The organism is Pantoea sp. alder81 (assembly GCF_020179835.1).
Lineage (GTDB): Bacteria > Pseudomonadota > Gammaproteobacteria > Enterobacterales > Enterobacteriaceae > Pantoea.
In genome coordinates this window covers 464,111-479,243 of the sequence record NZ_JAIUDA010000003.1, presented here as the reverse complement: position 1 = coordinate 479,243, position 15,133 = coordinate 464,111, and the positions used below count along the sequence as shown (strand labels likewise).

General features: G+C 56.5%; 8 protein-coding genes. 7 read left to right on the top strand and 1 reads right to left on the bottom strand.

What is annotated here, in order from left to right:
• Nucleotides 1-49 precede the first annotated feature (49 nt).
• The 4 genes from murQ (at nucleotide 50) to LBW88_RS11710 (ending at nucleotide 11,032) form a co-directional block, all read left to right on the top strand.
• Complete coding sequence (gene murQ, locus LBW88_RS11725; RefSeq protein WP_224932185.1) at nucleotides 50-961, top strand: N-acetylmuramic acid 6-phosphate etherase; 912 nt, start codon at nucleotides 50-52, stop codon at nucleotides 959-961.
• Nucleotides 961-2,400, top strand: coding sequence for a PTS N-acetylmuramic acid transporter subunit IIBC (murP, locus tag LBW88_RS11720; protein WP_224932186.1), 1,440 nt, complete (start codon nucleotides 961-963; stop codon nucleotides 2,398-2,400). Before murQ ends, murP begins: the two co-directional genes overlap by 1 nt.
• Nucleotides 2,401-3,010: 610 nt before the next feature.
• On the top strand, nucleotides 3,011-9,094 hold the full coding sequence (locus LBW88_RS11715) for an autotransporter outer membrane beta-barrel domain-containing protein (RefSeq protein WP_224932188.1): 6,084 nt from the start codon (nucleotides 3,011-3,013) through the stop codon (nucleotides 9,092-9,094).
• A gap of 393 nt (nucleotides 9,095-9,487) precedes the next feature.
• Nucleotides 9,488-11,032: a PAS domain-containing methyl-accepting chemotaxis protein gene (locus LBW88_RS11710; RefSeq protein WP_224932190.1), complete on the top strand. Its 1,545-nt coding sequence runs from the start codon at nucleotides 9,488-9,490 to the stop codon at nucleotides 11,030-11,032.
• A 74-nt stretch (nucleotides 11,033-11,106) separates the two neighbouring features.
• Here the strand turns inward: LBW88_RS11710 and LBW88_RS11705 are convergent, their stop codons facing one another.
• On the bottom strand, nucleotides 11,107-12,057 hold the full coding sequence (locus tag LBW88_RS11705; RefSeq protein WP_224932192.1) for an AraC family transcriptional regulator: 951 nt from the start codon (nucleotides 12,055-12,057) through the stop codon (nucleotides 11,107-11,109).
• Nucleotides 12,058-12,160: 103 nt separating this feature from the next.
• Between LBW88_RS11705 and LBW88_RS11700 the strand changes: the two genes are divergently transcribed.
• The 3 genes from LBW88_RS11700 to LBW88_RS11690 all read left to right on the top strand — a co-directional run bounded on the left by LBW88_RS11700 (nucleotide 12,161) and on the right by LBW88_RS11690 (nucleotide 15,130).
• The gene (locus tag LBW88_RS11700) at nucleotides 12,161-13,348 is read left to right on the top strand and encodes an MFS transporter (RefSeq protein ID WP_224932194.1); all 1,188 of its coding nucleotides are present in this window, start codon (nucleotides 12,161-12,163) and stop codon (nucleotides 13,346-13,348) included.
• A gap of 307 nt (nucleotides 13,349-13,655) precedes the next feature.
• Complete coding sequence (locus tag LBW88_RS11695; protein ID WP_224932196.1) at nucleotides 13,656-13,865, top strand: DUF1471 domain-containing protein; 210 nt, start codon at nucleotides 13,656-13,658, stop codon at nucleotides 13,863-13,865.
• Nucleotides 13,866-14,080: 215 nt separating this feature from the next.
• Nucleotides 14,081-15,130, top strand: coding sequence for a YncE family protein (locus LBW88_RS11690; RefSeq protein WP_224932197.1), 1,050 nt, complete (start codon nucleotides 14,081-14,083; stop codon nucleotides 15,128-15,130).
• Nucleotides 15,131-15,133: the final 3 nt, after the last annotated feature.

Here is a 15,133-nt window from a genome sequence, read left to right as displayed (position 1 = left end):
AAAATGGTATATAGTTTTTTGAATAAATTATTCTTATCAGGAGTGCGTAATGCAGATCGACCTCAGCCAGATGATCACCGAAGGCCGTAACCCGGCGAGCCAAAACATTGATGAGCTTTCAACAGAAGCGATGCTGCGCGTCATTAATGATGAAGACAAAAAAGTGGCATTGGCGGTAGAGGCGATTGTGCCGCAGATTGCGCAGGTGGTGGATGCCATCACTGCAGCCTTCAGTAAAGGCGGGCGCCTTATTTACTGTGGTGCGGGCACGTCGGGCCGCCTCGGTATTCTCGATGCCAGCGAGTGCCCACCGACCTTCGGTACACCTCGCTCGCAGGTCGTGGGATTGATTGCGGGCGGCCACACCGCGATTTTGCAGGCGGTGGAGAACGCGGAAGATAATGTCGAGCAGGGCGCACAAGATTTAAAGGACATCGATTTCAATGCCAATGACGTGCTGGTGGGGATTGCCGCCAGCGGTCGTACGCCGTATGTGCTGGGCGCGCTGGCGTATGCGAAACAGCAGGGCGCGTTCAGCGCGGCATTAACCTGCAATCCCAACAGCCCGATGTCACAGGCTGCGGATGTGGCGCTCACCCCGGTTGTGGGGCCAGAAGTGGTTACCGGTTCTTCACGCATGAAAGCCGGCACGGCACAAAAGCTGGTGCTCAACATGCTAACCACCGGCGCGATGATCCGCAGTGGCAAGGTGTACGGCAACCTGATGGTCGATGTCGAAGCCACTAACCAAAAACTGGTGCAGCGCCAAATCAACATCGTCAAACAGGCTACCGACTGCGACGATGCCACCGCGCAGCAGGCGCTGAACGCCTGTCACGGTCACTGCAAAACCGCGATTGTGATGGTGCTGGCAGGATTGGATGCCAGCGAGGCCAAAGCGCTGCTAAAGCAAAACAGCGGCTTTATCCGTAACGCGTTACGTGATGCAGGAGCGCAATAATGGCCGCCATCACCGAAGAATTACTGCGCGACATCCTGCAAGCGGTGGGAGGCGCACATAATATTGTGCAGTGCGGCAACTGCATGACGCGTCTGCGCCTCACGCTGGCGGATGCCACAGTAGTCGATCATGCGCGTCTCAAAACGCTGCCCGGTGTATTGGGCGTGATCGACAGCGATGCGCAGCTGCAAATTGTTCTTGGCCCAGGCAAAGCGCAAACCGCCGCAGAGAAAATGCAGGGGTTACTGGACGGCGATGAAACGAAAAAGCCGCAGGATCTCAGCACCCTTGCCGCCGCCCAAAAGCAGCAGATGAAAGCGAAACAAACCAGCGCGCTACATCGCTTTCTTTCCTGCTTCGCCACCATCTTCACACCGCTGATCCCCGGTTTCATCGGTGCCGGTTTACTGCTGGGATTTGCCACGCTGATTGAGCAGATATTCCACCTTAACCAGCCTGGTGAACACGCGCAGTGGCTGCTGGACACCGTGGCCTACATGAAGGTATTCGGCAAGGGACTGTTTACCTTCCTGAGCATTCTGATTGGCTACAACGCGCAAAAAGCCTTTGGCGGCACCGGCGTGAACGGTGCCATTATCGCCTCACTGTTTGTGCTGGGCTATATGCCGAAAGCCACGGTGGGCTATTACAGCGGCATGTCAGATTTCTTTGGCATGGCGATTGACCCGCGCGGCAATATTATCGGCGTATTACTGGCGGCAATATTTGGTGCCTGGATTGAAAAACAGCTGCGTAAAATCATTCCCGATAATCTCGATATGATCCTGACGTCGCTGCTCACCTTATTGATTACCGGCGCAGTGACATTCATGGTGATTATGCCGATTGGCGGTGAGTTATTTAAAGGTATGTCGTGGTTGTTTATTCATCTGAATAACAATCCGTTTGGTTGCGCAATCCTGGCCGGGCTGTTTTTAATTGCGGTGATGTTCGGGATACATCAGGGCTTTATTCCGGTCTATTTTGCGCTGATGGAAACCCAGGGATTTAATTCGTTATTCCCGATTCTGGCGATGGCGGGTGCGGGCCAGGTCGGCGCTTCTCTCGCGCTGTGGTGCAAAGCTGAGAAGCACTCGTTACTGCGCTCTCAAATCAAAGGCGCGATAGTGCCGGGCCTGTTGGGCGTGGGCGAACCGTTAATTTATGGCGTTACGCTGCCGCGCCTGAAGCCATTTATTACCGCCTGTTGTGGCGGTGCGCTGGGGGGATTCTTCATTGGTTTGGTGGCCTGGCTCGGGCTGCCCGTGGGGATGAATACCGTGTTTGGGCCGTCTGGACTCGTCACGCTGCCGCTGATGACCTCTTCGCAGGGGATTTTTGCCGGTATGGCGGTGTATCTCGCCGGATTAATCGTGGCGTGGGTCGGTGGATTTGCCTTTACCTGGTGGGCCGGAACCAAAGGCGTCGATCTCAGCTAACGCCATTGCTATCCACCGCAGCGGCGCTCTACGTGTAGTGAGCCCGTTCCCGTAGATATTCGCTGTCCTCGCGACGAGGCCTCTTCTAAGGCCTCTGAAATGAAGCCTGAGATGTCGCGCTGCTGCGGAGGATACACCGGCAAAACCTTGATGATTGAATGATTTTAAATGTGATATATGTCACGCTTTTGCAATTCGCCGTATCGCTTAGCCTGGCGCTGATATTGCCGAACATGCCGTGCCATTCGTAAGTAAACTGCTAAGAAAAAATAAAGAAACTATTAATAAGATAGTAGGCTAATTATTGGAAACTTCTGGCCTCAATTGTTGTCAATAATTTCTCCCATCTCACAAATATTTCGCCAATATGACAATGGGTTACCCTCATTTACCTTTTGCGTCCGATGGCAGAAAAGTCTATACCTAAAGCCAATTAATCTATAAAAACAGTTTTAACCTCTTATTCGCTGCACCAGACTTTCTTCACACAGTGGCTCTCAGAAATTAATTGCTCATCGGGGTTGGTGTTATTCCTGCCGTTGTATCCCTCGCGATGAATTTAACGCTGTTGCAATAACAGCGTGGACGCTGCTCGCCCACTGGAGGAAGTATGAAGTTCACATTAAACCCGATTGCGTTCGGAATATTAGCCGCGCAGGCGCTGTTTTATCCGGCGATAAGTGCGCAAGCCATTACATTGGGAAGCTATTCCCCGAAAATTAATGACAACCTCTTTGGCGCGCAGAATATTAACGTCAATGGCAGTAGCGAAACGTTGACCGGCAATCCTGATTTCGCACCGGGAACGGATGGATCAGTGAACTCCAGCCTCGGGCAGGTCAACATCACATCTGGCGCGCAGTTTCTTAATCAGACCCGTCTCGATCCCGGTCCGCAGAACTTCGCCATCACCGTGCCTGATCCTACGACTGGCGGTAACACGACTTTCCAGGTCTACAACTCCGCCAGCCTGGTGGCACAAACACCAGTGACCTCCGATACCGCGGTGCCGGACGTGGTTAACGTTAACGGCGATCAATACATCAACACGCGTGTTGCGGATGTCTCGAACGGTGGCACGCTTGATGTGAATATCGGGCAAGCGAATGCAGCCAGCAGCGCCAGCACCAACAGCTGGAGCATGGCGGCGAAGCAGACCACGCTCTTTCAGGTGGGCAGCGACAGCACCCTGAACTGGAACTCGAATAATCGCATCAGCTTCTTTGGCACCGCTGCCACGCCGGATGGCGCCGGCGCCACGCAAACCTTTCAGGTGCAAAATATCGCCACCTACAACGGCAGCGTGAGCGTACAGACGCTGGATGGCGCCACCAACACCTTCACCGTGACCAGCGCCAGCGAACTGCAGACCTACAACAACTGGCTGATTAGCCAGCTGCAAGCGGGCAATCTGGACAAAGCCAACTATCTGACCGAGTTCAACAAAGCGGTCACCGTCACCAACGGCAATATCGTGTATGACGTGAGTGCTACACCGCCAGATGAAGTTACGCAGCCGATTGGTAACCGCATTGTGGTCAATGCCGATGGCCCTAATGCTCGAGTCAATCTGGCAGCAGGCAAAACGCTGGAAGTGGTCGGATCAACCGGCGGCGCAATCAAAGCGTCCAACGGCGCGCAGGCGGTAATCGATGGCAAGCTTGCCAGCCGTGGCACCCTCGCCAACAACGGCACTGCGCTGGTGCTCTCCGACAACAGCAACGGCAGCACCAGCAGCACCGGCGTTATCAACGGTGGCTTCCTGAATCGCCAGGATGGCACCGGCATCGGCTCTACCGGCTATGGTGCCAACGGCGTATTGGTGCAGAGCGGCAGTGCGTTCAACAACAACGGCATCGTTAATCTCGCCACCACCGGCAGCAATTCGCAGTATGGCGTAGCCGGCATTCGGCTGGAGGATGACGCGACGTCCAGCAACAGCGGCAATATCAACGTCGGCGTGAACGGTTCCAGCGCGCGCGGTACCGCTTCTGGTGTGCTGCTGACATCACCGACCTCCACCTTTACCAACAATACTGATGGGCAGATTTATATTGGCCGTGGTCCGCAGAACAGCCTGACCGACAGCGTAGCGGATACCGCGATGAATCAGAGCGGCCTCACCAGCGGCATCGCGCTGGTGGCCAACGGCTCAGCCACCAACAACGGCAACATCGTGATTGGCTCAAAGGTGCAGAACGCGGCAGGCATGTCGGCGACCGGTGCCAGCGGGGTCACGATGGTCAATAATGGCACCATTGATGTGAACGGTGCTGCCGCGACCGTACCGCGTGAAAACGTCGGGATGTCAGTCACCAACAGCAGCGGCAACATCGACAACAGCGGCACCATTAATCTGAACGGCGTCAACGGCACGGGCGTGAAGGTGGTGGCCACCAACGGTAACTCCGCCTCCGCAAGTTCGACAGGCACCATCAATGTTGCCGGAGGCGCGGATCCCGCCAGCGGCACGCGTAACTTTGGCGTGTGGGTGGAAGGTCAGGGCACCGGCCAGGCCAGTGCGGACGTCAACGGTCCGGTAAATCTGAGCGGCACGGGTGCGATTGGTGTGCACGCGCGCGGCAATGCGACGGTGGAAGTTGCCGCCAACGCGATACCCACCTTCAGCAACGGCAGCAATCAAATCGCTTTCTTCGCCTATGGCCCCAATGCGCGAATTAACGTAGCGGGCAACAACCCCTTCAATGTCACCACCACCAACTCGACGCTGTTCCGCGTGGAGCAGGGCGCGGATTTTGATGGCACCGATCTGTCACTCACCGCATCGGGCGCCGGTTCGGTCGCGGTGAACGGCAGCGGCACCGGTGGCACCGAAGTCAACACCCGCAATGCCACGCTCAACGTCAGCGGCGCGGGTGCCACAGGGGTGAATATCGAAGGCGGGGCTACGGGCACCATCGACAATGACACCACCATCAACCTCACCGGCAACAACGCGATTGGCGCGATTGTCGATGGGCAAAAACATACGCTGGCGGGCGGTAACAGCGGCGCACCGGTGACCAGCACCACGCTGAGTTCGGCGGCAGCGCTTAACTCCGCGCAAAGCGGATTGATCGGTTATCTGGCACGCAATCGCGCGCAGCTCAACAATACGGGTGACATCGCCTTTAGCGGCGCTAACTCAACGGGGATAAGGGTTGAGAGCGGCGCGACCGGCACTAACAGCGGTAACATCAGCATCAACGATGGCGGCACCGGCATTGCGGTGAACAGCAGCGGCAGCACGGCCAATACCACGGCCAACAACAGCGGCAACATCGACGTTAATGGCGGCAGTGCCACCAGCCGTAGCCGGGGAGTCAGCGCCAGCGGCAGTCGGGCGATTGCGAATCTCAACGGTGGCACCCTGAACCTCAACGGCTCTGGCGCGATTGGCGCAGAGGCAATCAACGGCGCATTGGTAAACATCGCCGCCGGATCTGTGCCGATCTTTAATGGCAGCGATCAGATTGCTTATCATGCGGCAGGCAGCGGCTCACGTATCAACTCGGCCGCCAACGCGCTGGACGTGAATACCCTCAATTCCACCGGATACCGCATTGATGAGGGTGCCGCGCTGAGCTTCAGCAATCCCACCTCATTGACCGCCAGCGGCGCTAACAGCACGGGTGTGATCGTCTCGGGCAGCGGCAGCAGCCTGAACAGCGCCAATGCCAGCTTCAACGCCAGCGGTCAGGGCAGCACCGCTGTGCGTGCCGAGGGCGGCGCGAATGCCACTTTGGCCAGCGGCAGCAGCATTAATGTCAGTGGCAGCAACGCAGTAGGCGTGCTGGTCAATAATTTGCGCACCGATCTCAGCAACGCCCTGGATGGCACCTCAGCGACCACCACCGTCACCAGCAATGGCAATCTCAGTGGTGCAGGCAGCAACGCCATCGGCTTTGATGTCACCAACGGCGCCACGCTGGTGAACAACGGTGCGGTGGATCTTACCGGCAGCAACAATATCGGTATTCGCTCACGCGCAGGCAGCACGCTGACCAACAATGGTACGGTCAATGTGGCGAACGGCACCGGGTTGGATGTGTCTGGCAGCGGCAGCACGCTGGCCAATGGTGGCGTGATCAATGTGGATAACGGCGTGGCGGGCGTACGCATCAGTGACGGTGCACAGCTGGCACTGACCGGTAGTGATACGGTGATCACCACACAGGGCACTGCGCACGGCATCTTAGTTGATAACGGCGCCACCGCACTCAGCGCCAGCGATGCCACGGTCAACGTGCTGGGCAACGGTAACGGTATTGAGAACCGGGCTGAACTCAGCAATGTCAGCCTGAGCAACCTCACGCTCAACGTGGCGAATGGCAACGGCATTCGCACGGCGGTGCCGTTTGATCCGGCCTCAACGGTGACCACCAATGTGACGGGCAGCGGCACAGGTCTGAACATCGCCAATGCGGATGGATCGACCACCAGCGGTGATTTGATGCTGGGATCCGGCTATCAATTTAACGTTACCGGCGCGGGCGGCAGCGGCATCCGCGCCAACACCACCGGCAATGTCACTACCGCCGCAGATGTCACGATCGACAATCCAGCGGGTGGATCGGCACTGATCTCCAGCACGGCGGGCACCATCGTCAACACCGGGACGTTTACCTCGAACAGCCTGACCGCGCCGGTGGTCGATTTGCGCGGGGGCAAAACCCTCTTCGAAAACTTCGGCAACATCATCACCGCCAATCCCCAAACTGTGGCGGTGGCGGGCAGCAATGCCAATGATGAAATCCTGCTGACCGAGGGCGATGTGCGTGGCGATATCAACCCCGGCGGCGGTTCCGATGTGTTCCGCTGGACGGGCGGTACGCTTAACGGCAGCCTGACGATGGGCAATGACGCTAATAACAGTGCGGAGGTCAGCAAGGTGGATCTCGGCACCACCTATCACCTCACCAGCGGCAGCGGAACGGGTAACACCCTGACGTTCAACCAGATCGATTCCCGTGGCGGGAGCTTGAGCGCTGACGACCTTAATAAAGGGGTTAACCTCGGCAGCGGCTGGAGCACCATCAACTTTACCGATACGCAGTGGACGTTGACCGATAACCTGAAACTGGCGCACAGCACCATTAACGTGGATGCGAACTCCACGCTGTATGCGGGCAACAACGTGCATCCGACATTAGCGGGTGGCACCGCGGATTCACTCACGGTGAATAACGCCGGTATTCTCGATCTGACAAACGGCGCGGGCTCGCCGGGCAACACCCTGAATATCAATGGTTCGCTGGCTTCCAGCGGCGGGCAGCTTAATCTGATCACTGATCTTAACGAAGGCGGCGCGCTGAGCAATCAGTTCACTGACCACCTCAACGTCACGGGCAATGCCACGGGCACCACGCTGGTGAACGTGAAACTCACTGACAACAGCACTGGCGCGCTAACGGACCTGAATCGTAATGGCGGCATTGAAGGCAACGAGGGGATATCGCTGGCACAGGTTGCGGGTAACGCTGGTCCCGAGAGTTTTGCCCTTAAAGACGGCTATCTCGGCGCGGGACCATGGCAATACCGGCTCTACACCTTCGCGCCGGGCAGCACCGACCCCAGTCAGCGTTTAGTCACCGGCAGTGGTAACAACTACTGGGATTACCGCCTGGCAAATTATTACGTGTGTGAAGATGGCGCCAGCTGCCCATCGACCTTTATCACTGATGCGTTCGGCAGCGGACAAAGCTATGATGCGCGTCCCGCCGTGGTGCCGCAGGTGCCGTCCTATATCTCAGCCCCGGTTGGCCTGGCGTATTACACCTCGGCGATCATCGACGATTTGCATAAGCGTCTCGGTGAGCTGCGCCATGAGCAAACCCGGCCGGAAGGCGATGGCGGAGAGATGTTCCTGCGTTACATCGGTTCCAACCTGAAATACAAAAGTGACCAGAGCTTCCGCGATTACGGTTATGACTTCGATCTGGATTACAGCGCGGTGCAGGTAGGTGGTAACGTGCTGCGCCTCGACGGTGAAAAAGACAGTCTGCGCGGTGGCTTAGCCTACACGCGTGGTAACACGCGTATTCGTCCCGATGCCGCCGACGGATACAGCAGCACCACCTTTGACAGCGATAGCCTGGCCTTTTACGGCACCTGGCAGCGACAGAACGGATTCTATCTGGATGGCGTGATCTCCTTTGACTGGCATCGTGGTGAAACCGATATCGCGCGACAAAAGCAGGAGGCGAAGCTGAAAGGTCACGGCTGGACCGCCTCGCTGGAAAGTGGCTATCCGTTTGATCTCGGCGATGGCTATAAGCTGGAGCCGCAGGCGCAGCTGATGTACATGAAGCTGAATATGAACGATTTCACCGATGAAGATGGCAACAAGGTGCGTTATGGCGACTACAACCAGACCATCGGACGTTTGGGCGCACGACTCGATCGCACCTGGATGGATGACAGCCATCGCCAATACACCCCTTACCTGCGCGCCAACTACTACAAAGGCTGGGGCGGCACGGCAGACACCAATATCTCATCGGTAGAAAATCCTGCGCTCAGTGCCACCTTCACCAGTGGTCACTTTGGCCAGATGTGGGAAGTGGGCGCGGGCGGCACCGCCACGTTGCAGAAGGATGTTTCACTGTATGCGGAGGCGGATTACCGCAAAGAGATCAGCGGCAACGGTGCCAAAGGGTGGCGCTATAACGTTGGCGTGAGGTGGCAGTTTTAAGTGAGGGCATTTCCAGAGTTGCCTTTAATGCCGCCGTCAAAGGGCTGCGGCATTCGGCCAGGCCGTCATAAATAGCGTCATCAAAGGGCTATGGTATTCGGCCAGGTCGCCATCAATGGCGACCCTACGGTGAAATGGCGGGGGTCTATGTAGTGTGCGCATTTATGCGCACTTTGCTCATCGCTACGTTCAGCAAAACCTTGATTTCATATACTCTAAATAAAATTTTATCGATCTATTTCCGCTACAAATAACAGGGGTATTGTTCACCATGGCTTTAATTCAGGATAAAAATTAATTCTTCGAGCTAAAGCCAGCCAGCTCTGCTGCCGAAAAGGTAAAAAAGTGTAATTGATTTTTTCCTTTAGCCTGCATCTTGCAAGGACAACACACATGCGGAACAACCAGCCTATCACTCAGCGTGAATTCATCTTTGCCGATGACGCCACGCTGATGTCGACCACCGATCTCAACAGCCACATCACTTATGCCAACGACGCTTTTATTGAGGTCAGCGGCTTTGAGCCGGGGGAGGTCAACGGTCAACCGCATAACATGGTGCGTCACCCCGATATGCCGCCGGAAGCCTTTGCCGATATGTGGGCCACGCTGAAACAGGGCGAACCCTGGACCGCACTGGTAAAAAACCGTCGTAAGAATGGCGATCACTATTGGGTGCGGGCCAACGCTATTCCAGTGGTGCGCGAAGGCAAAGTGCAGGGTTACATGTCGGTGCGCACCAAACCGTCAGCGGAAGAGATCCGCCAGACCGAAGCGCTGTACCGTGATTTCCGTGAAGGGCGTGCCAAAGGCCGCCGTTTCCACAAAGGGCTACTGGTCGGCACCGGTTGGCGTCGTCTCGGTTCACTGTTAAAAATCATGCCGCTACGCTGGCGTATTCGATCCACCTTGATAACCCTGCTGCCGCTGTCGGTGATCGGCGTCTGGTTGCTGGGTATGGCACCGATGGCGTTGGGCTGCTTTGCCGCAGGCATGGCGGGTATATTGTTGCTGGCGAGCCTGTGGCTGGAGCAGCAGATTTCCCGTCCAATGGAGCGCATCTGCCGTCAGGCATTGAGCGTCGCAACGGGTGCCAGTCATAAAGTGGATCAGTTGGATCGCGTGGATGAAATTGGGATCACTTTGCGCGCCATCGGGCAACTCGGCCTGATGTTCCGCTGGCTGGTGGATGACGTCAGCGGTCAGGCGATCAATGTGTTAAGCGCCAGCGATGCGATTGCGCGTAGCAACGATGAGTTGAGCCGCCGCACTGAGCAGGCCGCCGCCAACGTGCAACAAACCGCCGCCACCATGAACGAAATGACCGCCACGGTGAAAAGTAACACCGATACCGCCAGTGAAGTGAACAGCCTGTCAGAGAACACCAGCCATGCGGCGCTGAAAGGCGGCGAGGTGATGCAGGAGATGGTCGGCATGATGGCGGAGATTGCCGATAGCTCGAAGCGCATCGCCAACATCACCAGCGTAATCGACGGCATCGCTTTCCAGACCAATATTCTGGCGCTAAATGCGGCCGTTGAAGCGGCGCGAGCCGGTGAGCAGGGCAAAGGGTTTGCAGTGGTGGCGGGCGAGGTGCGCAGTCTGGCACAGCGCAGTGCCAAAGCCGCCAGCGAAATCAAAAACCTGGTGGAGACCAGCGCGGGCCGCGTGCAGTCGGGCAGCGATCATGCCGATGCGGCGGGGCGTACAATGCAGGAGATCGTTGACCAGGTGCAAAACGTCACCGCGTTGATTGCCCAGATTAGTTCTGCCACCGCTGAACAATCCATCGCGTTGAGCGAAGTGAGCACGGCGGTGGAAGATCTCGACGATATCACCCATCAAAACGCTGCGCGCGTGGCGGAAAGTGCCGAAGCCTCAGGCCGTATGACGCGTCAGGCCAACCGCCTGGTGGAAGCGATCAGCGTGTTCCGGTAAAGGATCTCGCGCGCTGTTCGAAATGCGCCGAAGCCTCATGCCAATCGCCTGGTGGAAGCGATCGGCGTATTCCGTTAAAGAGGCTCGCGCGCCGCACGCAACGCGCCAGGCGGCGTACCGACAATACGTTTGAACGCCCGGCTAAACGCCGCCAGCGAACCGTAGCCAAGGTGGAAGGCAACGCTTTCCACCGCTTCACCCTCATTGACGATACGTTCTACCGCCAGCCGCATGCGCAACTCGGTGAGATAACGCAACGGCGTCATGCCAGTGGCCGATTGAAAACGGGCAGCAAATACCGATCGTGAACTGCCCGATTCGCGCGCCAGGCGTTCCACCGTCCAGTTTTCACCCGGTGCACGGTGCATCGCTGCCATCGCCTGGCTAAGACGTGGATCGCGCAGCGCCTGCACCAATCCACTACCTTTACCGCAGCCGTTTTCCACCCAGCCGCGCACAATCTGCGCCGCCACCACATCGGCCAGACGGGACAAAATCCCGGCGAAACCGGCTTTGCGGTCGCGGGTTTCACGCTCCATGGCATCGAGAATCGGTTGGATTTCTGGGTACTGGGCCAGCAAAGTGCTCACCAGCATCACGTCCGGCATGGTGTGCACCAGCGGCTGCATGCCGCCGAGTTCAAACGCCATGCAGGCGCTAAACAAAATGACATCGCTGTCGTCCGGGCAACCTTCGCTGCTGTCAGCGATGTCACAAACGCTGCCACAGATCGGTTTGCTGTTGAAGGTACCAATCGGTTCGCAGATGGCATCCTCGCTGGAGATCAGCGCGTGCGCTTTACCATGCGGGATCAGCATCGCATCGCCTGCTTGCAACGGATAGATCACGCCAGACGCTGAGCGGATCATTAACGATCCACGGCCAACAAAGTGCAGTTGTGCTTTACCCGGCGCGTCATCGTATTGCAAACCAAAAGGGGTATGTAAGGCGATACGCTGATATTTCACGCCGTACAGGCGCATGCCCATCAGCAGTTCACTGGTCAGATCTTCATATCGGCTCATGCGAATCCAGACGAATTATCAAAAAACAAAGTTTCTGTATCATAGATCGTCTTGCGTCATCTCACTATGCTTACAACCTGAATTTTTGTGATGGGGATCGCAGATGAGTCTGGATACTGAAGTAGTCGAAACAAGTATAGCGGTGGATAAACCCGCATGGGGCGCGGTGTTTGCCATGGCGTTTGGCGTATTCGGCCTGATAACCGCCGAGTTTCTGCCAGTGAGCTTGCTGACGCCGATTGCCGACTCGCTGCAGGTGAGTGAAGGGCAAGCGGGGCAAACCGTCACGGTCACTGCATTGGTGGCACTGCTCACCAGTCTGGTGGTCGGCAACCTTACCCGTCGTCTCGATCGTCGCATCGTGATGCTGGTCTTTACGCTGCTGCTGATTGCTTCGGCGCTGCTGGTGGCATTTGCAGAAAATCTGCCGATGATCCTGCTGGCGCGCGTGCTGCTTGGCATGGCGATTGGCGGCTTCTGGACGCTTTCCACTGCGATTACCATGCGGCTGGTGCCGAGTGATCAGGTGCCGAAGGCGCTGTCGATTGTGTTCAGCGGCATTTCGCTGGCGACCATTATTGCCGCGCCGTTGGGTAGCTACCTCGGGGGCATCATTGGCTGGCGTAACATCTTCCTGCTGACCGGCGTACTGGGCGTACTGGCGCTGTTCTGGCAGTTCTTCACACTGCCTTCCATGCCACCAGAGAACAAAGCACGCAGCGGCGGTGTGCTGGATTTGCTGCGTAACAGCCTGATGCGCTGGGGCATGCTGGCGGTGATCATGATGTTCACCGGTCACTTTGCCTTCTTTACCTATCTGCGTCCGTTCCTCGAGAGTAGCGCGCAGCTCAATATCAATCAGCTGTCGCTGGTGCTGCTGGCGTTTGGTGTGGCGAACTTCTTCGGTACCTCACTGGCGGGCTTCCTGGTGACGCGCAGCGTGTCATTGACCTTGACCGGCATGGCGCTGGTGATGAGCGTGACGGCGGTGGTGCTGGTGAGTTTTGGCAATCTGCCATGGGTAGTCGGTGCCGGTGTGGCGATGTGGGGCCTGGCGTTTGGCTCAATGCCAACCGGTTGGTCAACGTGGATCTCACGAGCAGTGCCAGATGACGCTGAGTCAGGCGGCGGCTTGCTGGTGGCAACCATTCAGCTGGCAATCACGGCAGGTGCGGCAGCAGGTGGCTGGATGTTTGATCTCAACGGCGCGGGCGGTGTGTTCCTCGCCAGCGGCGTGCTGATGCTGCTGGCGGCCATCACCATTTTCACCCGCGTTCGGCATCACGGTTAAATAGCTTGCTGTGTCAGGGTCGCCATCAGCGTCGATCCTTTAAAAAGCTCAGATACCTGTAGGGTCGCCATTGATGGCGACCTTTCTTTTTTCTGGCAAGCCACGCAGACATAAATCCTGCACCACAATCAAAACCCAGTTTTTTAACCCTTTGCACACAGGTTAATCCAAATGTGCTTTTTATGTTCAAATTAATCGAATAACAACGGCAAATCTCTCCGCTTTTTTGTGATCGGTTTCACGCTTATTATTCATCTCAACAAGGCGATGACGCCTTATCCGATAAAAAATCATTGAGGAATTGACCATGAAATCTATCAAAACTTTTGCTGCTGTTATCGCTCTCTCTGCTCTGCCATTCGCTAGCTTCGCGCAAAGCATCACCGCATGTGCTTCAACCCTGGATGGCGCAGAAGCGCAAATTGCTGCTCAGGCGCACAAAGCTGGTGCTTCGTATAAAGTGACTGAAGCCAACTTCAACAACGGCGTGCATATGACTGCCGAGTTGACCAAATAAGTCCGCGTTAACGATCTGTGCTGACAGGGTGCCTAAGGGCGCCCTGGCGGCGTTGGTAACCGTATAAAATTCTGTTACTTTCCTACCTAAATGATTACTATTCTCAAAAACTAACATCCTTCGTCGGCTCGCCTCGGGCTGTCATTCTTAAATTGGTTGCATTGTCGGGCTTTCACTTCACTGCCATGAGGCGGTGAATTTGCTATGGAGAAGTTATGAAAGCGATTAAAACAACATGGGCGTTGCGTCCACTGCTGCTGGCAACAGCGCTGTTATCTTCCTCTGCGGTACTGGCGGCTGAATCCCAGCCATTGAACCAGGTCATTTCCAAAGGTGCTTACGAACTGGCGTTTAGCAACAGTGATAACGCGCTGTTCCTCGCCACGGCGCAAAACGCCAGCAGCAAAGGTGGCACGGTTTATCGTCTCGATCCGCAGGACCTGTCGGTGAAGCAGACCATCAACACCGATCTGCCGACCTTTGGCGCTGCCATTAACCAGAAAACCAACACGCTGTTCTTCGGCAATACCCGTGATGCGGCACTGACCTCGGTCGATGCCAGCAGCGGTAAAGTGCTGAATTCACTGGTGCTGGATGCGCGTCAGCGCAGCGAAACCGTTCGTCCACTGCAGCCGCGTGAAGTGGTTGCTGATGCGGCTACCGATCGCGTGTATGTCACCGGCCTCGGTGAGCAGAGCGTGGTGTGGGTTGTGGATGGCAAAACCCTGAAGCTGGTCAGCACCGTACCGAACACCGGTAAAATGGGCACCGGCCTGGCCATCGATTCTGCGGCGCAGAAACTGTACGTGACCAATGCCGACGGCGAACTGGTGACCATCAATACGCGCCTGAACGCGATTGAAAAACGTCAGAAAATTGATGGCGACAAAGATCACTTCTTCCTGAATATCGCGCTGGATACCCAAGGCCATCGCATCTTCCTGAGCGACTCTAAGCAGCCTCAGGTGCTGGTGCTGGATTCCCGCACTCAGCAGGTGATTCATAAGATTGATGTGCCCGAATCTCTGGCGGTATTGTTCAATGCCGACCGCAACGAACTGTATGTGACTCATCGCAAAGCGGGTGAAATCAGCATCATCGATGCCAGCTCTTATAAAGTGAAGCGCACGGTGAAAGCACCAGGTCTGCCAAACAGCCTGGCGCTGTCAGCAGACGGCAAAGCGCTGTTTGTTAGCATCAAGCAGCCGGGCACCCGTAAAGAGCCACCAAAAAATCCGGATAGCGTTTTGAAAATCGATCTCTGATCG